Raw genomic sequence first — 19,683 nt, 5'->3', positions numbered from 1 at the left:
ATTTCCTTTGTTTATAATTTTATTGTGCAGCTCCTTGTGCTGCGATACCCGAAATGTCAGGCTGCACTCGGCGCACGGATAATAATTCCCGAATTGACAGAAGGATTCGGAAGATAAAGGGACAATTCTTTCTTATAACGTGTAAAGACGCCTTCCTCAATGCGTTTCGCCTCGTTTCTGTCGGAGAGTGCAAGTGCATTTTTGCCGGACGGCTCTTTCTTTTCCTCTTTAGATATGTTCTTGTAAGCCTCGATGACTGACAGAATGTCTGTTTCTACGCCCCGAAGCTCAACCTGATGGCAGATTTCCTCAATGCTGCAATTACCCAATGCCGCTTTGAGCGCAGACTGATAGGTCTGTGCTTCTACGCCAGTTGCTGCCAAAACTACGAGCAGCGCGGTAATATACTTATTCATTGACAGTTATTTTATCTCTTCTGTTGTATTGCGTGATGCGTGATACAGTTTAAAAGCAAGAACAGTGCCACAATCAGTACCGGAATGGGAATGCGTTGGAAAAACGCTCCGCCGATTCCGATGACGATGAGCACGCCCCAAAGCAGCCACCACCAGTCGCGTTCTCTCTTCCTCTCTTTTCTGATGGCTCTGTAAAGGAACAGCAGCGGAAGAGGATTGAAGAAAAAGATTATCATATTCAGGCTGACACAGGGATGCTCTGAGAAAATCATTGCAAACAGAACAAGCCCGATGATGCCCGAAACAAGCATCAGGAACAAGTCCCAGCCCCACAGCAGTTTCCTTGTTTTCCATTCGTATGCGAGGATTATTGCCGAAATGAAAGCAAAGATAGACGCCACCTGATGAGGCGAAAGTGGAAACCCCTTTTCCGGAACCATCGCAGGCGTTTCTATGAGCACATTCGTTTCCCTTACCAGAGCGCGGCCGTTGTGTGTGGCGGCACCGATGTATTTCCTGAGATTATCGGGCAGAAAGAGCTGCCGCTCTTCTTTCTCCAATGCCATATCGGCTTTCAGACCTATCAGAAGGTCTTCGCCGAACTGCGCCCATTGGTAATCCTTGTTCCATTCGTGAATCATCTCACGATAGGTAGGCATCTTGTGTGCTTTGTTCCAGTCGCTTACGACGCCGCTATTCAAGGAGTCCAGCAACACGTGCTGCGCTCTTGTGGTGCAGTTGTCGTAGAAGAAATTATAGCGATACACCACGTTTTCCGGACGGAGATTCGTTTCCAAAGCCCGATAGATGGCTAACTTTTCATCATCTGTAAGGTTGAGAACCTGCTCCACGACGCCCCTTTCCTCGTAAGCATACTGTGCCATAAAGAGTGCCATAGGCTGAATGCCGACACGATAGTCGGTCAGTCCGAAGATGAAACGGAGGATAAAGTTGGGCTGGTCCTGCGAGAACAGACCATAGTTTACGGCGAGGTCGTTGCCGTTAATCCTGTCATTGTATCTGATGGCCGTATGACCGTATTGCGCCCATACCTCTTTGCCCGGCGAACAAGTAAGCAAGGAAATCTCGACAGAGTCAGAGTACGATAGGTTCTGAGCCTTTGCACCCAGTTGGAATACTGAAAGCAAGGCGCATAACATTATATATAGTGTACTCTTCTTCATTTTGCGTCGCAAAGGTAGCTAAAAAGAATGACATCGCAAAGAAGATACTGTTTTATTGTAAAATATGAGGAGTCAATGATTCATTCTCTCTCAAAAGGCAATTAGACAGAAAGAGATATTCATCAAAAGAAAGTTGTAGGTAGTTAAGTTCTGGTAAGTTTGGTTGAATATAATTGTCAGATAGTACGAGATTAGTGTCCTGAAAGATGAAATGAATTCTCAATCATAGCTGTAAAGATAGGCACACCATAACAGGATAATGATTGAAATGATAATCAGGAAATAAAAAACAAATAGTTTTATCTTATGTATTCTTTGTCTTTTCCTCATTCTTCTTTCATAAATAAAACTGGTATATCTTTTAGCCATAATTTTTTAGATATAATGGAGCGAAGGCTGAAAAGATTTTACGGTTAGTTTATACAATTTAAAAACTATTATCACACCTTCGCCCCTGATGACTAATCTTTGTTAGAAAATATGTATGTCTTATTTAGAGGACACAAGTCGAAGCAGATATCTGTATTGTCGGCCGTCGTGAGTTTCATTGAGTTGATAGTCTCGCAAACTGATAGAACGCGCAGCAGTAATGTAAGTCATCCAACCTCCCAGAGGAACAAGTGAGCCTCCGGGAGTAACCGTCCAATAATAGCAGGCTTCTCCTTGTTGCTTCACTTTCTTATTAATGATGCCTTGATCCATATAGCCATAGAAGGGGAAAGATATCTTAACATCATTGATACCCGATGGTGCAGGATTGTTCCAGAATTCATCGTTAATATCTTTTAAGGTTATATGCTTCCCACCTTCTCCTAAATAGCGTACGGTAACAAGAAGCCCTCGCTGCCCGTTTCCGGCATCCTCTACAACTTCATATTTATAAGCTGAATAGTATCGATAATCTTTGGCAAAAGGTATTGGCTTGGAATGGAAGGAAGCATTGTAGCTCGCAGCACTTCGCCAACGTACCTTTGCAGTTGGGGGTGCAAATCGTACGGCATAGTTTACACCCTTTCTAATGTTGATATATTCTGAACGATAAGTGGTAAAGTTATTTCGTGGACTTTCCACTTCCTCATTTTGCTCCATACGTTTACGATGATTGCTCTTACCATCAAGATAAATGAGCGGACGAGAAGCAGCTTCTTCTGTATACCCGTGTGAACGCGGGACAATGGCAGCCCATTCAAAAACGCTTGGCACATGCCAGTCCTTATTCTGCTTGTCTAAGTCGGTAAGAATGTCCAAGGCCCGGTTGTAGACATAATATGACTGGTTATTATATGAAGTGTTTGTAAATGCCCATTTGGAATGCCTCGTATAGTTATTCTTATCAAAGTATTCAATCGGCAGTTTGATATTGGCGATGCGTAAGGAAAGATTGGTTGATTTCCCTTCCTTGAAATCACCCTTGCGCCGATACAGTTCATCGTTGGTTTCATTTATGAATGTATAACCATACTGATCTGGCGTAAATTCATTTTCAGCCTCTGTCTGCTCATTTGTAGGCATACCCCAAAATATAAATTGCTTTGCGTAGCGTGCAGGAACAGCACTGTTGGTCACTATGGTCGGTTTATCATATTTTGCAAGTGGTTTCCATACCAATTGTCCGTTGTGACTTGGCGAACTCATGTCAAAATATATATTACGGCAGAGTGCCTTTGAATTCAGACGTACGGCACCACGAAAGGCCTCTGTACGCTCGTTGTTGACATTTAATCTCACGAGTGTTCCTCTGATGGAAAAAATCAACTTTACATTGTAGCTGCCATCGCCATTGGTTGTAACTTTCGTCCAATTTGTTGTCAACGGTGCAATCAAGTGATTGACTTCGTGAGATGAAACACCGTCATTTCCTTCTATTGCGAAGATTACACGCTTGCTGCTCTCGTCCCATTTTCCACCACCGGCAATGATAGCCATTTCCCATTCCTCATTGGCATATGGATTACGCTTTACGGCGTTATGGAACACTTTTCCGGCATCCTGTACGATAATGGTATACTTACCGTCAGAAGAACTCTTAGCCGACATAGTTACTTCTGTGTGTTTTATGCCATCATCGCCAGCTACCTTGATAAGGCAATGTGCTGTGAATCGACTACTTGACAGTATTCCAGGAACATCGGCATCAGCCCCTATGAGAAACGCCTTTGTTGGCATTTTGTGTGTTTTAGAATCAGGATAATCAGTCTTTGGTGTCAGTATTGTTCCTGTTATATTGCTGACTGTCGTTGTTTCCTGTGTTGTAGAAATTTTGTCAAAAAGCTCATCTTTGTCAGAGGAACAGGCGTAGAAAGTCATCCCGGCTGTCAGGATGATCACTGAATTGAGAATATATTTCTTTAGTTGTTTCATTTTGTGAATAAATGTAATCCCTTATGATTTGCAGATTGTTTTGGCAAACCATAAGGGATAAGTTTTTATTAGTGTTTCAGTTTAATCCTTCCACACTTCATATGGTTCGTACTGAAAGTTGTTTTCTTTGGCATCAACGGGATGAGTGCTGCCTTCACCTCCAAGCCCTTTCGGATCACCTTGAATGGAGCCTAAGTCCAAAGGCCCTTCGAGAATTTCTCCAGTATTCAGCTGTATTATCTCTGTCTGTGGTGCTATATATTTTTTCTTGTTCATAATTGTTCTATATTTTAATGTTATTATTTAGCTATCTTGTGGTTATTTACAATGTATATGCCTTTGGGCAAAGCATCAAAATCAGTTCCGAGGTAAACACCATTGATGGAATAGATTGGCAAAGGCTTCTTGTCTGCGAACGACAGATTCTCAACACTAGTCGTTCCCTCTGCATCGAGAGACTGGAAAGAAAGGATAAAACTTTTGACACCGGCAGTTGTTGGTTTTACCTCAAAGCCAGGAGCACTCTCTATGAAACTTCTTAATGCAGGCACATAGCTGTCAGTTCCACTTTCAATTGCATAGAGCTTACCATTGCTTAGCACTACTGCTCCATATTTTGCAGCTTCAGCATTGCTGAGTTTACGAAATGTACCTGTGAGAGTCCAACCTGTACGTTTTGTCGGAAACTCTGATATTGCAATTTTGCTGTTTGCTGCAATGACTTGATATCCGTCATTAGGATTTTTAGGCACAAGCATATATGGATGATTGGCTTTAAGTGGATTATCTATTGTTTCTTTCATTATGATGCGTGCTGTACTTTTGGTATAGGAAACGTTGGAGGGGTTGAATGAATATGCTGTGAAAGCATCCTTGTCGTAAGTTACATCAAATGGAGAGATGAAAGATTTTACAGAACCATTCTTGCTGATGTCACGGTCGAATGTAGGAAGGTTTCCGGCTACCTCTGCGTCGTACAAGTTCCAAAAATCCTTATTGTTTCCCGCATCTGTCAGTGAAATTTTTGTTGCTGTCCCTTGATTAGGAAGACTTGCCAAGGAAGTATCGTCGTTTCCAGCATTTATGGCATCATAGTGAACGGAAATAACATTATCTATCTCGCGTACGGCATCATCGGAGGTATTAAGGACATAGAACAGATGATTTTTTGAAACTCCATCATATTCCTTTCCATTTATGACACCTTTACCATCGAATGAGAATACGGAATTCATATATTTGATGTCACTATCCTTCATACGATAATCTGTCAACTCAGAGTATAGAGGGGTCATGACGAGCATTCGGTCGACATCAGCTACTGGTTCTTTCCAGTTGTCTATATATTCCCAATTCTTTTTCTTGTCATCAAGCCATCTGTAGAGTTTTTGTCCCGTATCTTTGTTGAATGTTGCGTGGAACAGAACCTTGCTGTTTATTAAATCTCCAGCTGAATGAATGTTTTTAAGTTTATTGATACCCACATACTGTTCTGCACTGAAAGGCAATTCTTTTGCTTCCTCTAAGGTTATAGCTTTCTTCTTGATTTCAAATGTCTTGTTGTAGAGAGGAACTGCCACTTCCTTACTGAAATCGTTGAAGTCTTTTCTGATAATCAAGGTATAGATGTTTTCATCTTTTTCTACTTCCTTTCCGCCCTCCATGACCTTAACCTTATGTTTTTGAGTTTCTACACGGGTCACATAACCATACATCCAACCAGAGGCTTCTCCTATGATGCTGCCATCTATGTCATCAATATTCCAAATCTTGTCAGTTGGTCTTCCTTCACGATAGAAACGGATGTCGTAAATACAGGTTTGGATATTGCCTACAAACTGGACCTGTGTTGTCGGCGTTGCATTTCTGATTTCGAAGGTTTTGGTTGTAGAGCCGAAAAAGGTTGTACGCCAACCGCCCATCGAAAGATGGTCTGCGCTACACTTCGTGTCGGGTCCTGCTCCTTTGAGGTTAATATTGGTAATACGAGGAAATATCTTGAAAATTGCTGAGATGATGCCTGCCTGCAAGTTTACCAATCCAAAAGGCTTTCCGATTTTAATCTTTACCGTAATGTCATCCTTGTCGGGAAAAGTTCGTCCATTGACTTTTTTATCTATCTCTCCAAGCTGTTTAGTTGTAATGTATCCACCATTCTCTCTCATAACGACACTATTCAGACCAGGTCCCATTTTATAAAACCCCCATCCTCCAGATGAATGGTCTCTGTTATTCACCCAGTAGTCATCGCTGTCCCAAGTCCAAGCACCGAACAAGCCTCCGAAACCAGAACCTGCTGATGTACCGGTAAAGTCAATGTTGTAATTCTTATCGAATGTCTCATGGAATATCAACTGGTCTTGCCCTGAATTGACTTGTCCTCTTGCCCATGTTGCTGAAACTAAAAGCATAAGCGAAAATAACGCTCGTTGTAAATAATTTTTATTCATAAAAGATGTTTTAAAAGAATATTGTATAAAATTTTATTGTTTTGTAAATTATCTGCAGAATGACAGTTGTTTGTAAATGGAATGTGTTGATTTACAGTAAGTTTTCTGATATGGAAATATTAACAACCAGTAAAATGATTTCAAGTGGATAATAATCATTTTATGAATATCCAATTGGCTGTAAATCGATCTTTTCATTGAGAAACTAAACGCTTTTCCTTCCTTGTTATGGATTAGAGTCCTCTTCTGATTCAGAATCCTTACTGGAGTGATTTGGTTCGTCAGTCTCATGCCATTCTTCCCAATAGATGTTGGTATCGGTCAAGGTGCGTGTGGCAATCCTGGTGCCTGATGTACGACGGAAATAGGTCTCCGGCACGAAACGTACTCGCACGCCATTGATTTGATTGGCTGTAACTTTTTCCTTTGTTTCTACACCATTCTTGGATGCAGTAGCAGTGAAATAGAATGTACCTATGCCGTCTAATTTTACGGAACGTCCCTGTGCCATATAGTCGCCCATCACACTGCCAAGAGCAGTAAGCACTGCTCGTACGTCGGCAGGGCTTACAGTTGATTCTGTGGCAAGTCGCTTTGCAATTTGCTCGGTTGTAATAGGCTTACCCACGAGTACCGATTGTGGGTACCATTTGTTGTTGATTTTCTTCAATACTTTTTTGTAAAATGCCATAATCTTATTTTTATGAAGTTATTAGTTAGCTTTTCAACAAGTAAGGAAGTAGTACTTCATAAGTATGCAACTTATAGCTGACAAGTATCGTACTTGTCAGCTACCTCTTGTGCTCTACTTTTACTTCTTTTGGTAATACAGATCTTTTCTTGTAGTTACTATGGTTTACAAGTGATTATGTTGTTTTCTGTTTGAGTGGTGTACTCCATTCAGTGGCAAACATTGGGGTCTCTTTCTCTACGGCTATAATGCTGATTTGAGGTTGGAGATATGTCTGTTTTTTATTTTTTTCCATAGAAATATTGTTAAAATATTTAGTTTACCTCTTGGTAAGAGGTATGAATAATCTCTAAATGACCTAGAAAATAATTGGTTATAATATTAAGGTATAGTTAGGATATTCTTATATTAGGATTTCATTGTGGAATAGTAATTTTTTCAGAATTTATTTGTAAGTATGGAAAAAAAGGTCTATCTTTGCATTGTTTTTAAGAATGTGTAACACCTCTTACCAAGAGTTCTTGAAAATATTTCCTCCAAAACTTTATGATTGGCTTGTGCGATTTGCTTATCGCCTATTTCATTTATATAGATAAGTGTTGTTTGGGTATCTGTATGTCCCATAGCCTGCGATATTACTGGTAACTCTACGTTATGGCTGTAAGCGATGCTTGCCCATGAATGTCGGGAAATATAAGAAGTAAGTGCTACGCCTATATTCGCTTCGTGTGCAAGTCGTTTCAGATTTTGGTTGTATAGGTTGAGCGCAGTGGAATAGGTGCGTTTTCTTATTTTCTTATTTATTATTTTATATAGAATAGGAAAAACGTAATCGGACTTCTCTGTGGTATATCGTAAAATGATATCCTGCATACATTGTTCAATCTTCACTCTCACTTGTTTGCCTGTTTTTCGGCGATAATATGTCAGTATTCCGTCTTTTATTTGATGCTGTCTAAGATTTGCCATATCGACGAATGGCATTCCCATTGCATAAAAAGAGAATAAAAATAGATCGCAGGTAAGCTTTCTTTTAAAACTTTTGTTGTTGATACCCGTTGCTTTAATCTTTCGTATCTCATTCTCGGTGATGCATCGTTTAGCAGTTTTTTCATTGCCAGTGAAAGCTTTGTCAAAGGGCTTGTAATCCTTGATTTTCCGTTGAAGCACAGCTTTGTTGTAAATGGCACGTAGCGAGCGGAGATAACAGGAAGATGTATTGAGACAGACATTGTTGTCTCTCATCCATCGTTCGTAAGCCTTGATATATTCACTACTGAGCTGAGCAAGGGAAATATCTTTCCCATTAGAGAAACGGATGAATGACCGTACAGCTGTTTCATAATTTTGCTTTGTAGATATGCTGAGGCCTTTTGATGCTGTATTTAGAAAGGAACCGAAAGTAGTTGGTGTCTTTTGTACCTTCTTTGCCTTTGTATGAAAGCTGTCTTGCGATTTTCTAATTCTGAATAATGAAAGAAATTTAAATTTCATAATTGTTTATTTTTGAGGTTAATCAATGAACATATCACATATTAATTATAACGCAAAACAAATGATGATTAATCTTTTCTTTTTCATAACTCTACATAATATTTATAGTTTTTATTTTTCTTAATATTTGTCTACATTCAAAAAATCCATAGATGTATAATTTAATGGATGAACGGGTAATTTTGTTTATTTATCCTAATTGCTGCAATCCTTATTCTTTAGTTCATTCCTCCGGGCATAACAGAAGACTTAATTGTAACCTGTTAATTTATAGTCTTAATGTCTATCAGATTCAAGAAAAATCTGAACTCAAAAACAGTTATGTTCTGATTTATTGTTTTTTTGAATGAAGATATAAGATTATGTTTAATACTTAATTAATGTATAGAACCGTTCGGAGTATCATTTTTTTTTAATAACTTTGCGCAGTTTATATTCTTGAAAAATAAAAAACGAATGAAAAAACTACTTGCAACTGCTCTATTGGGAGTCCTTTCATTGAATGTCTGGGCGCAGAGCGGCACGAACTCACCATACAGCCAATTTGGGCTGGGAACGCTGGCACCACAGTCAGTGGGCTTCAACCGGGGGATGAACGGGCTTGCCTATGGTTTCCACGAGCGGAACCAGATAAACTATCAGAACCCAGCTTCCTATTCGGCTCTCGATTCGCTTTCGTTCATCTTTGATGCAGGTGTGAGCTTGCAGATGACCAATTTCGAGGAAAACGGCCGTAAGAAGAATGCCAACAACGGAGATATAGAATATGTGGTGGGGGCGTTCCGTGCCTTCAGGCACGTGGGTGTGAGCTTCGGTCTTATGCCTTATACGAACGTGGGCTACAATTACAGCAACACGCAGAACGTGAACGCATTCCCAAGCACTTCTAAACCTAATGCGACTTATTCCAACACCTACTCCGGCGATGGTGGTTTGCATCAGTTTTATCTCGGTATAGGATGGGAACCGTTCAGGGGATTTGCCTTCGGTGCGAATGTTTCCTATCTATGGGGCAGCCTGAACAGAAGCGTGGTGAACAGTTACAGCGACGAGAATGTGAACACGCTCTCGAAGACGTACAGCATGGACGTGCGGAATTACAATGCAAACTTCGGTTTGCAATACACAGCAAAACTGTCCAAGAAGGATGCCTTGACGATAGGTCTTGCCTATACGCTCGGGCACAAGCTCGGAGCCGACGCCGAATGCAATGTGATTTCCAGAAATTCGCAGACGATGGTAGCAGACACTACCAAGTTTTCCATTGACAATGCGCTGACGATTCCCCATACCTACGGCGTGGGCTTTATGTGGAACCACAACAACCGTTTGAAACTGGGTTTCGATTATGAGTTGCAGAAGTGGAAGGACATAGAAATGCCGGAATTCAGCGTAGTGAACAACGTCGGAAAATACGCGCTCGTGGGCAACCAGTTCAACGACCGTCAGAAGTTTACCTTCGGCGGCGACTACTGCAAGGGCGAGCGTTACCGCGGATTCTTCAGCAGAATGCACTATCGTGCCGGCGTGAGCTATGCTACACCTTATTTAAAGATAAACGGACAGGACGGACCGAAGGAAATCTCTGCCAGTCTGGGTGTGGGCATTCCCATCGTGAACGGCTACAACAACAGAAGCATCCTGAACGTGAGCGCAGAATGGGTGAACCTGAGTGCACCGGGACTGATTAAGGAGAATATGTTCAGAATCAACGTGGGACTGACCTTCAACGAGCGTTGGTTTGCGAAGTTCAAGGTTGAATAACCCTCTCAAAAAGAGCATATTAAGATAATTCAACTCGTTGTATGCAGGTGCTGAACAGCATATTAAAGGCTAAGGGTAGTATGAAAGGAACGGCTCCTTTCATACTATTTTCGTTGTTTCTATTCTCTGTTTTTGCAACCTCGTGCAGCGAAGAGAAGGCACATACCGCCCCTGCAATTCACGAGCGCGACTCCGTTCCTGTGATGACAACCTATGGCGTCAATACGCTGGTGTCGGATTCGGGGGTTATCAAGTACAGAATCGTGGCTGAGGAGTGGGAGGTAAACGAAGTGAAGAAGCCTTCGCGGTGGACTTTCAACAAGGGGATCCTGCTCACGCAGTTCGATTTGAAGAAGCACGTGGTGGGCTATGTCCAGTGCGACACGGCTGTCTACTACGACAAGGAACGCCGGTGGACGCTTCGAGGCCGCGTGAGAATCCATACGGCGCAAGGCGTTGAGTTCCAAAGCAACGAGCTGCATTGGGACGAACTGAATCACGAAATATGGTCGCACGTCTATTCGCATCTGAAAACGCCCGACAAGGAACTCGAGGGCGACTGGTTCAGAAGCGATGAGACGATGAGCAACTATGAAATAAGAAAAACAAAGGGCTGGACTATTATGGAACAGAAGGAGCTGCCTTCGTCGAATAGTGCCGCACTTGCTCCTATGCCAATCGACACTGGCAGGGTGGACAATATGCAGGGACCGGTCTTAAAACGATAGAAAATTGGATATAAGTATAGTTATCGGCATTATCATAACCCTTATTCTGTCTGCATTCTTCTCGGGAATGGAGATAGGTTTCGTGGCAAGCAACAGAATGCTGGCAGAGATGGATAAGGAGAAAAACGGACTCTCGCAGCGGTGCATTCAGGTTTTCTATCGCAATCCCAACGGTTTCGTCTCCACAATGCTGGTGGGAAACAATATGGTTCTTGTACTCTACGGAATCCTTTTCGCCGACCTGTTCAATAAAACCATATTCAGGGGTTTCGATCCGGGCACACAGGTTTTTCTCGACACGGTGTTCTCCACGATAATCGTACTCTTCACGGGCGAATTTCTTCCCAAGACTTTCTTCAGGAGCAACCCCAACAAGCTCCTTACCATCTTTGCGCCGTTGGCCTACGTTTTCTTTATCGTGTTGTGGCCTATCAGCCGTTTCTCCACATTCGTGTCGCGCCTGATGCTGCGTTTGGTGGGCGTGAAGATGAACGAGGAGGAAAGCGACGGCACTTTTACGAAGGTGGACCTCGACTATCTTGTGCAAAGCTCCATCGACAATGCAAAAGACGATGAAGAGATAGAGGAGGAAGTGAAGATATTTCAGAACGCTCTCGAGTTCACGGAAACGAAGGTGCGCGACTGTATGATTCCCCGTACGGAGATAAATGCCGTTGAGGAAAACTCGTCTGTCGAAGAGCTTCAGCAGATGTTCATAGAGAGTGGAAACTCGAAGATAATCGTCTACAAGGGCGATATCGACCATATCGTGGGCTATATCCATTCGTCGGAGCTTTTCCGTAATCCGAAAGAGTGGAAAGGGCATATCCGTCAGATGCCGTTCGTGCCCGAGACAATGGCTGCCCAACGGCTTATGAAGATTCTACTGCAACAGAAAAAGAGCTTGGGAGTGGTGGTGGATGAGTTCGGAGGCACGAGCGGAATCGTGTCTTTGGAAGATATCGTTGAGGAGATTTTCGGCGAGATAGAAGACGAGCACGACAATTCAAAGTATATTGCCAAGAAGATAGGGGAGAACGAATACCTCCTGTCTGCCCGACTTGAGATAGACAAGGTAAACGATATGTTTGATTTGGCATTGCCCGAGAGCGACGAATATATGACCATCAGCGGATTGATTCTGCACGAGTTTCAGAGTTTTCCGAAGCTGAACGAAGTCGTGAAGATAGACAATCTTGAATTTAAAATCATCAAGAATACAATGACCAAGATTGAATTGGTAAAGCTAAAAATAATAGAGTAGTTCATTTTCTTTGTAAAATATTACTCTAATTATGTTTTTCTTTGTATTTTTGTAGGCAATTTGCTAAAAACGGAAAAAATTAAAAATAAAATAATAAATTAAAAATGGCAGCATTAGGAAAAATTAGAAGCAGAGGTGCCTGGCTGATTATCATCATCGGTCTGGGTCTTTTTGCGTTTATTGCTGAAGAAGCAGTTCGCTCCTGCAATGGTATTAAGGGCGAGGCGAGCCAGAATATTGGCGAGGTGCTCGGGGAGAAAGTGAATGTTCAGGAATTCCAGAAAATGGTTGAGGAGTTCCAGAACGTCAATAAGATTATGTCTCAGCGTGATAACTTTACTGAGGACGAAATGAATCAGTTCAGGGATCAGGTTTGGCAGCAGATGGTTACAAACAAGGTGCTTGAGAGAGACGCTGCCAAAGTGGGTCTGGCTGTAACAGAAGATGAGCTTAATGAAGTTCTTAAAGAAGGCACTAACCCTATGCTCGTTCAGTCTCCGTTCGTAAATCAGCAGACCGGACGCTTTGATGTAAATGCCCTGAAGCAGTTCCTCGACGGCTATAACAAGGCAAAGGCAAGCAATTCTCCGGAGTTGGAGCAGATGCAGTCTTTCTATGACTACTGGCTCTTTATGGAGAAGACACTCCGTACACAGATTTTGGGTCAGAAGTATCAGTCTTTGCTCGCAAGCTGTGTTCTTTCCAATAAGGTGGAGGCGAAGCTCGCATTCAAGGATGAGAACGAGGAGGCAGACGTTCAGCTTGCATCTTTGCCATACAGCTCTGTAAAGGATGCCGACATCAAGGTGTCTGACGAAGACCTGAAGGCAAAGTACGAAGAGTTGAAGCCGCTCTTTATGCAGAGTGTTGAAACCCGCGACATTAAATATGTAGACTATCAGATTCTTCCAAGTGTGGCAGACAGAAATGCTATCAATAAGAATATGACAGCATTGCAGGCGCAGTTGGCTTCTGCTGCCGACCCTGCACAGGTTGTCAGCAAGAGTGGTAGCATAATCTCTTATTTGGGTTTGCCGGTAAGCAGCAAAGCCTATGTGGCATATCCTGACATCGCAGGCAGGATTGATTCTCTTGCAGTTGGAACGACAGGCGTAATCGAGAATAAGGCCGACAACACATTGAACATCATCCGTGTGATGTCTAAGGTGCAGCTTCCAGATTCTGTGCAGATTCGTCAGATTCAGGTAGCAGGTGCGACGGTTGAGCAGTCTCGTCAGAAGGCCGACTCTATTCAGAAGGCTTTGGCAGGTGGTGCAAACTTTGAGGAGATTGCAAAACGCTATGCGCAGACTGGCGAAAAGACTTGGTTTACAAATGCGTATGAAACTGCAACAACCATCAGCCCTGAAAACCGTCAGTACGTGGAGGCAGTCTTGAATGGCGAAGTGAATGCAGTTCAGAATCTTGCTCTGTCTCAGGGCAATGTAATTCTTCAGGTGCTTGACAAGCGTGCTGTTTCAAGCAAGACGCTGGCAGCTGTCATCAAGAAGCCAATCGAGTTCTCCAATGATACAAGATCGGCTGCATTCAACAAGTTCTCTGAATATGTGGCAAAGGGTACGACTATCGAAGAACTCGAGAAGAACGCTGCGAAGTATGGTTACAAGGTTCAGAGTCAGAACAACATCGCAACAACTGTTCACAATGTAGTAGGCATTCGCTCAACCCGTGAGGCTCTGAAGTGGATTTTCGATGCTAAGACAGGCGATGTTTCTCCATTGTATGAATGTGGCAACAACGACCACTTTATGGTAGTTGCGCTCACAAATATACACCCACAGGGTTATCGTTCTTGGGACGATGCAGAGGTTAAGGAAATGCTGAAGCGCGAAGTTATGAAGGACAAGAAGGCGGCACAGTTGATGGCTAAGCTGAAGGGCGTTACGAATATCGCTGGTGCGCAGGCTAAGGGTGCTAAGGTTTCAGCACTCAATCAGGTAACTTTCTCTGCTCCTGCATTTGTTCAGGAAACAGGTTCTGTTGAGCCGGCTCTTTCCGGTGCCATTGCAGCAACTCAGGCAGGCAAGTTCTCCAAGAATCCTGTAAAGGGCGAATCTGGAGTTTATACGTTCCAAGTTGTAAAGAAGGCACAGCGTGCAGGTTCTAAGTACGACGAGGCCAAGATGATGCAGCAGTGCGAACAGGCTAACTTGCAGCACGTAGGAGGCTTTATGCAGGATCTCGTGCTGAAGGCACAGGTAGTAGACAAGCGTTACTTGTTCTTCTAAGTTTATAAAGCAAATTTCATCATAAAAAATATGGCAGCACAGTTCGTGCTGCCATATTTTTTGTATTGGGGATAGGTTGATGCGTTTTCAGATTTATACGAAAAAGATTTTGATAGTTTATGTATTGTAAGTTTGTAGTTGAAAGACTTGACCGTGTATAAGTGAACGAGAGGGAAGTTGATAGGAGAGCAACTCGTGTAATTTTACAAGTTGAATGAATTATGCGTGTCAATGAACCAAGGAGAGCAGCCGATGCAGGAGCGATTTGCCGAGTGGACAGATTTATAATTTTACGAGTTGAATGAATTATGCGTGTAAATGAATCAAGGAATCAACCGATAAGAAAGAGAATCAGATGATGTTGGAATGAGTTGTTGATTAGTTTTTATATTCCTGAATTATATCAGTTTTAAATATCTCCCCTTGTAATCTCGTCCCCTTGTTTCCTTGTTCCACATACAAAAGTAATTTCCTTGTAAACTTGTCTCCTTGTAAACTCGTCCCCTCAAATAGCCATTCTATGGTTAAATTTGGAATCTTTTCAGATAATTATTTGGTTATTCATAGATTATTAATTATTTTTGCGCAAGATTTTTATAGATTATGAATATTGACCCAGCATATCAGAAATTGATGGATTGTGGCATACGCCCATCTGTTCAGCGCATAGAGATTATGCGTTATCTTCTAACGCATCACACTCATCCGACAGTAGATGAAGTGTTTGTGAACCTCAAGAAGCGAATCCCGACAGTCAGCAGAACTACGATTTACAATACATTGCGAATGTTCTCCGAAAAGGGAGCAGCATTGATGATTACGATTGATGAGCACAGAGTGTGCTACGACGGAACAACAGTCCCACACGCCCATTTCTGCTGCAAACATTGTGGCCGCGTATTCGATTTCCACGACGTGCGTCCCCCGAGAATGGTCAGTGGTCAGATGGAAGGCTTCACAATCGAGGATGCCCAACTATACTATAAAGGCATTTGTCCTGATTGTCAGCAAACAAATCACACAAGCGTTTCATAACTCTCGCTTGTCCTCCCATAAATTATGCAGATTTTGTTGAATAATTCTCTTGTTCATTATCCACCCACTGCTCGCACTGCTTGATAATGGTTTCTAATGCATTGGCAACTTCTTCTGGTGGGTAATGGTATCTCTTCAGAAGATGCTTAATCATTCTGCGTATGCCGGCAGGAGTAATCAATTGTGCGATTTTTACGCAAAGAGTCAATAAACTCCTTTGTCTTGGCAACCAATTCTTCATTACTATAAAAGTAGTGGATTGCTTGCGGCTTGATCAAGGCATTGTGGAAAGACTTAGTTCCGTTGAAAGAATTATGTCTTATTTTATAATCATTCATTATTGTTCGTAATAATATGAACATCCTTATTAACCATTTCTCTGTCATCAATCTTTGTAATGAGCACAGGCTGTACCAAATGATGCTATCAGCTACACGCGCACGTATGGCATTTAGATAGTCTTTCTTGCCTATCTGGCTCCAATCCATATACCGTTTGAGAGGACACTTTGGCATAAGGTCAAGCCAAATGCGAGTGCTGCGAATATTGCTTTCCATAAAAGGATGAGGCACGTTCATTTTAGCATACTTGACATACTTGTTCATAATTTCGTCAAAGGTATTCTCTGGCATTTGTTATACTCTTGCGAAACTTCTCGCTGAATCAGATCTGCTTGATACCTGTCTCGTTGTGAATCTTTTATTCTGTTGGTTGCCACTTTCATTAAGTATTATTTGCAAATATAGTAAATATTCTTGTATAATAATAAGCGAAAATGAAGAGTAAAAACTCTTCTTTTAAGGAAATAAATTCTCAGTCCTATATACTTTATTGTTTTGCAGTCCATTCTGAGTTAGTCCATTTGATTTTATCATCAAATTCAAGTTCGGAATACTGGAATTTGTTTTAAAGAAGAAGATTAGTTGAAATCTTACTGGTACTGAATTTTCCCAACGATAATTTTTAGATAAAAGAAATCTACGGTAAAAGTAAGTTGTGAGTGAGGATTAGTATAATTGATATAAGGTTATGGATGATTACTTATGGCGAGGGTAAAAAGATAAAAATGAAAGACAATAGCATTTATTTATGTTAAAAATAAATGGAAATAGGGAGAGAAAATATTTTTATTTGTACTTTTGTTCACATACTGCCAACTATCTAAGTAATTATTCTGTGGAGAGTTGGGCAGAAACTAATCGACAAACAATTAATACTAACCGTAAAAACAAAACGCTATGAACATTCCAACTGTATTTTGGCTCGTGCCGATAGCATCTATTGTGGCATTGGGTATGGCTTGGTTCTTTTTCAAGTCTATGTTAGGTGAGGATGAGGGTACTCCTAAAATGAAAGAAATAGCTCAGTATGTGCGTAATGGGGCTATGGCCTATCTGAAACAACAATATAGAGTAGTGTTGATTGTATTCATAGTTTTAGCTGTAATTTTTGCATTTATGGCTTATGTGCTCCGCGTGCAGAACCCTTGGGTGCCATTTGCTTTCCTTACCGGTGGACTTTTCTCGGGGTTGGCGGGATTTTTCGGTATGAAGACTGCCACCTATGCCTCTGCCCGCACGGCTAATGCAGCGCGCCAAGGATTGGACAGAGGATTGAAGATTGCTTTTCGCAGTGGTGCCGTAATGGGACTGGTGGTTGTAGGTCTTGGCCTTCTCGACATTGCTATATGGTTTCTTGTATTGAGTGCCGTGTATGCAGGTGAGAAAATGGCGATGATTACCATCACTACTACAATGCTTACCTTTGGTATGGGTGCTTCTACACAGGCATTGTTTGCGCGTGTTGGAGGTGGTATCTACACGAAGGCGGCTGATGTTGGAGCCGACCTTGTGGGGAAAGTGGAAGCTGACATTCCTGAAGACGACCCACGCAATCCTGCCACTATCGCCGACAATGTGGGCGACAATGTGGGTGATGTTGCCGGAATGGGAGCTGATTTATACGAGAGTTACTGTGGTTCCATTCTTTCTACGGCTGCCCTTGGTGCAACGGCTTTCTCATTGAATACCGATATGCAGCTTAAAGCAGTCATTACTCCGATGATCATTGCGGCAGTAGGTATTTTCCTTTCATTGTTTGGTATCTATCTGGTACGGACGAAAGAAGGCGCAACGATGAAGGATTTGCTGCATTCACTCGGCTTAGGAACCAATGTTAGTGCCATTCTGGTGGCAACGGCATCGTTTGTTATCCTTTATCTGCTTGGTCTGGAGAACTGGATGGGCATTTCATTCTCAGTAGTTACCGGCCTTGTTGCAGGTGTCATTATCGGACAGGCTACGGAATATTACACATCACATTCCTATAAGCCCACCCAGTTGATTGCTGAATCCAGCGAAACCGGTCCGGCAACCGTTATTATCAAAGGCATTGGAACTGGTATGATTTCAACTTGTGTCCCGGTATTGACAATCTCTGTTGCCATTATGTTGAGCTATCTTTGTGCGAATGGCTTCGATCTCAGTATGAACACGAAATCCATCAGCTACGGTCTCTATGGCATAGGTATAGCGGCAGTAGGTATGCTGTCCACACTCGGTATTACCTTGGCAACCGATGCTTACGGCCCAATTGCGGACAATGCAGGTGGCAATGCCGAAATGAGTGGCTTGGGCGAGGAGGTTCGTCAGCGCACAGATGCACTTGATGCGCTTGGCAATACAACGGCGGCTACGGGTAAGGGATTTGCTATCGGTAGTGCTGCACTCACGGCATTGGCATTACTTGCATCTTATGTTGAAGAGGTAAAGATAGCAATGGTTCGTGCCGTAGAGGGTGGTCAGCAGTTTCTTTATCCGACAGGAGAGGTATTTGAACCGTCAAAAGCTACAATGCCCGACTTTATGGACTTCTTTCAGGTAACGTTGATGAATCCTAAAGTGCTCGTTGGAACATTCATAGGTGCTATGACAGCTTTCCTCTTCTGTGGACTCACAATGGGTTCGGTAGGCCGTGCAGCCCAGTCAATGGTAGAGGAAGTCCGTCGTCAGTTCCGTGAAATAGCAGGTATTCTCGAAGGCAAGGCAACACCCGATTATGGTCGTTGTGTGGAGATTTCTACTCGCAGCGCACAGCGCGAAATGATTTTGCCCAGTTTTCTGGCAATCGCAATCCCTATCATCGTTGGTTTGGTGCTTGGCGTGGCAGGTGTTCTCGGTTTGCTCGTGGGAGGTTTGGCAGCAGGTTTTACCTTAGCGATATTTATGTCTAACGCAGGTGGTGCTTGGGACAATGCAAAGAAAATGATAGAGGAAGGACACTATGGCGGCAAGGGATCGCAGAATCACAAGGCTACTATCGTCGGTGATACTGTTGGTGACCCATTCAAGGATACGTCAGGTCCCAGTTTGAACATCTTAATCAAATTGATGTCAATGGTCAGTATTGTAATGGCAGGGCTTACTGTTGCTTTTTTATAACATAATCGGGTAACAACATTTTGTAATTTGGATTAAAATTAGATTATTAATCTAAGTAAAGTAGATTTCTTCGTGCAGTTGCTCTTCTCTTTTTGCAGAGCAACTGCTTTTTTATGGTCGATGATAGAAAGTTTGTGGCTTATATGACAAAAAATTGCATAAAATCTTTGTAAGTTTCTTGTAATCATTATCTTTGTTCCATTTATATATTATGGCACAAAATCTGCTTTTATTGTGGCTCAAAGCTAACTGTAAAGCGTGGTCATTTTCGTGATGCACAACGTTGGTGTTGTAAGTCCTACAACCGAACCTTTGTTGGACATAAACGATTTACTCCAACTATGGTAAATGGTAGTTATTCTAAGGGCAATTTAACTATCCGGAATCTTTCAGAAGAATACGGAGTCTTAATCAGGTCCATCTATCGTAAACTTACCAAATATCAACAATGTCATAGAATCGCTGAATGCTGATTTAAAGACAAAACTGAACCTTGCACAAGGGGATGAGCGCAGAAAGAATAAAACTATTCATTCAAGACTTTATTAAATCCCATACTCCTATTAATAAGGGGTTTAAGCACACTTTTGTCATATTAGAGTAAATG

At 42.2% G+C, this 19,683-nt stretch carries 14 protein-coding genes and 1 pseudogene; 6 read left to right on the top strand and 9 right to left on the bottom strand.

All coding sequences use genetic code 11. The features are described from left to right. Nucleotides 1–56 precede the first annotated feature (56 nt). The 7 genes from P150_RS0102670 to P150_RS0102640 all read right to left on the bottom strand — a co-directional run bounded on the left by P150_RS0102670 (nucleotide 57) and on the right by P150_RS0102640 (nucleotide 8,596). Complete coding sequence (locus P150_RS0102670; RefSeq protein ID WP_028896377.1) at nucleotides 57–416, bottom strand: hypothetical protein; 360 nt, start codon at nucleotides 414–416, stop codon at nucleotides 57–59. An 11-nt stretch (nucleotides 417–427) separates the two neighbouring features. Continuing rightward, a complete protein-coding gene (locus tag P150_RS0102665) occupies nucleotides 428–1,600 on the bottom strand; it encodes a DUF4105 domain-containing protein (RefSeq protein ID WP_028896376.1) in 1,173 nt (390 codons plus the stop codon). Nucleotides 1,601–2,089: 489 nt separating this feature from the next. After that, nucleotides 2,090–3,961 carry a hypothetical protein gene (locus P150_RS0102660; RefSeq protein ID WP_028896375.1) on the bottom strand — a complete coding sequence of 624 codons (1,872 nt, stop codon included), beginning with the start codon at nucleotides 3,959–3,961 and terminating at the stop codon, nucleotides 2,090–2,092. An 81-nt stretch (nucleotides 3,962–4,042) separates the two neighbouring features. After that, entirely contained in the window at nucleotides 4,043–4,237 is a 195-nt protein-coding gene (locus P150_RS0102655) for a hypothetical protein (protein ID WP_028896374.1), read from the bottom strand. A 23-nt stretch (nucleotides 4,238–4,260) separates the two neighbouring features. Then, on the bottom strand, nucleotides 4,261–6,372 hold the full coding sequence (locus P150_RS0102650) for a hypothetical protein (RefSeq protein ID WP_028896373.1): 2,112 nt from the start codon (nucleotides 6,370–6,372) through the stop codon (nucleotides 4,261–4,263). A 265-nt stretch (nucleotides 6,373–6,637) separates the two neighbouring features. Further along, complete coding sequence (locus tag P150_RS0102645; RefSeq protein WP_028896372.1) at nucleotides 6,638–7,102, bottom strand: HU family DNA-binding protein; 465 nt, start codon at nucleotides 7,100–7,102, stop codon at nucleotides 6,638–6,640. 471 nt (nucleotides 7,103–7,573) lie between these two features. Further along, nucleotides 7,574–8,596: a site-specific integrase gene (locus P150_RS0102640; protein ID WP_036931988.1), complete on the bottom strand. Its 1,023-nt coding sequence runs from the start codon at nucleotides 8,594–8,596 to the stop codon at nucleotides 7,574–7,576. Between the two features lie 456 nt (nucleotides 8,597–9,052). Between P150_RS0102640 and P150_RS0102635 the strand changes: the two genes are divergently transcribed. The 5 genes from P150_RS0102635 to P150_RS0102615 all read left to right on the top strand — a co-directional run bounded on the left by P150_RS0102635 (nucleotide 9,053) and on the right by P150_RS0102615 (nucleotide 15,636). After that, complete coding sequence (locus P150_RS0102635; RefSeq protein WP_028896370.1) at nucleotides 9,053–10,360, top strand: membrane protein; 1,308 nt, start codon at nucleotides 9,053–9,055, stop codon at nucleotides 10,358–10,360. Between the two features lie 80 nt (nucleotides 10,361–10,440). Beyond that, nucleotides 10,441–11,088, top strand: a complete 648-nt coding sequence (gene lptC / locus P150_RS0102630) for an LPS export ABC transporter periplasmic protein LptC (protein ID WP_028896369.1) — start codon at nucleotides 10,441–10,443, stop codon at nucleotides 11,086–11,088. Nucleotides 11,089–11,092: 4 nt separating this feature from the next. Then, nucleotides 11,093–12,352, top strand: coding sequence for a hemolysin family protein (locus tag P150_RS0102625; protein WP_028896368.1), 1,260 nt, complete (start codon nucleotides 11,093–11,095; stop codon nucleotides 12,350–12,352). Between the two features lie 104 nt (nucleotides 12,353–12,456). After that, on the top strand, nucleotides 12,457–14,601 hold the full coding sequence (locus P150_RS0102620; RefSeq protein ID WP_028896367.1) for a peptidylprolyl isomerase: 2,145 nt from the start codon (nucleotides 12,457–12,459) through the stop codon (nucleotides 14,599–14,601). A gap of 603 nt (nucleotides 14,602–15,204) precedes the next feature. Further along, nucleotides 15,205–15,636 carry a Fur family transcriptional regulator gene (locus P150_RS0102615; RefSeq protein ID WP_036931987.1) on the top strand — a complete coding sequence of 144 codons (432 nt, stop codon included), beginning with the start codon at nucleotides 15,205–15,207 and terminating at the stop codon, nucleotides 15,634–15,636. A gap of 22 nt (nucleotides 15,637–15,658) precedes the next feature. On the opposite strand, the gene P150_RS17370 is transcribed toward P150_RS0102615, so the two are convergent. After that, a complete protein-coding gene (locus P150_RS17370; protein ID WP_231477566.1) occupies nucleotides 15,659–15,790 on the bottom strand; it encodes a DUF3387 domain-containing protein in 132 nt (43 codons plus the stop codon). A 183-nt stretch (nucleotides 15,791–15,973) separates the two neighbouring features. Continuing rightward, nucleotides 15,974–16,271 (bottom strand): annotated as a pseudogene (locus tag P150_RS17365) (cell filamentation protein Fic); the annotation flags it as partial. Between the two features lie 603 nt (nucleotides 16,272–16,874). Between P150_RS17365 and P150_RS0102600 the strand changes: the two are divergent. After that, nucleotides 16,875–19,076: a sodium-translocating pyrophosphatase gene (locus tag P150_RS0102600; protein ID WP_028896364.1), complete on the top strand. Its 2,202-nt coding sequence runs from the start codon at nucleotides 16,875–16,877 to the stop codon at nucleotides 19,074–19,076. Nucleotides 19,077–19,683 lie beyond the last annotated feature (607 nt).

It is taken from the genome of Prevotella sp. HUN102, from assembly GCF_000688375.1.
Lineage (GTDB): Bacteria > Bacteroidota > Bacteroidia > Bacteroidales > Bacteroidaceae > Prevotella.
This window is presented reverse-complemented; position numbering and strand designations above follow the sequence as displayed.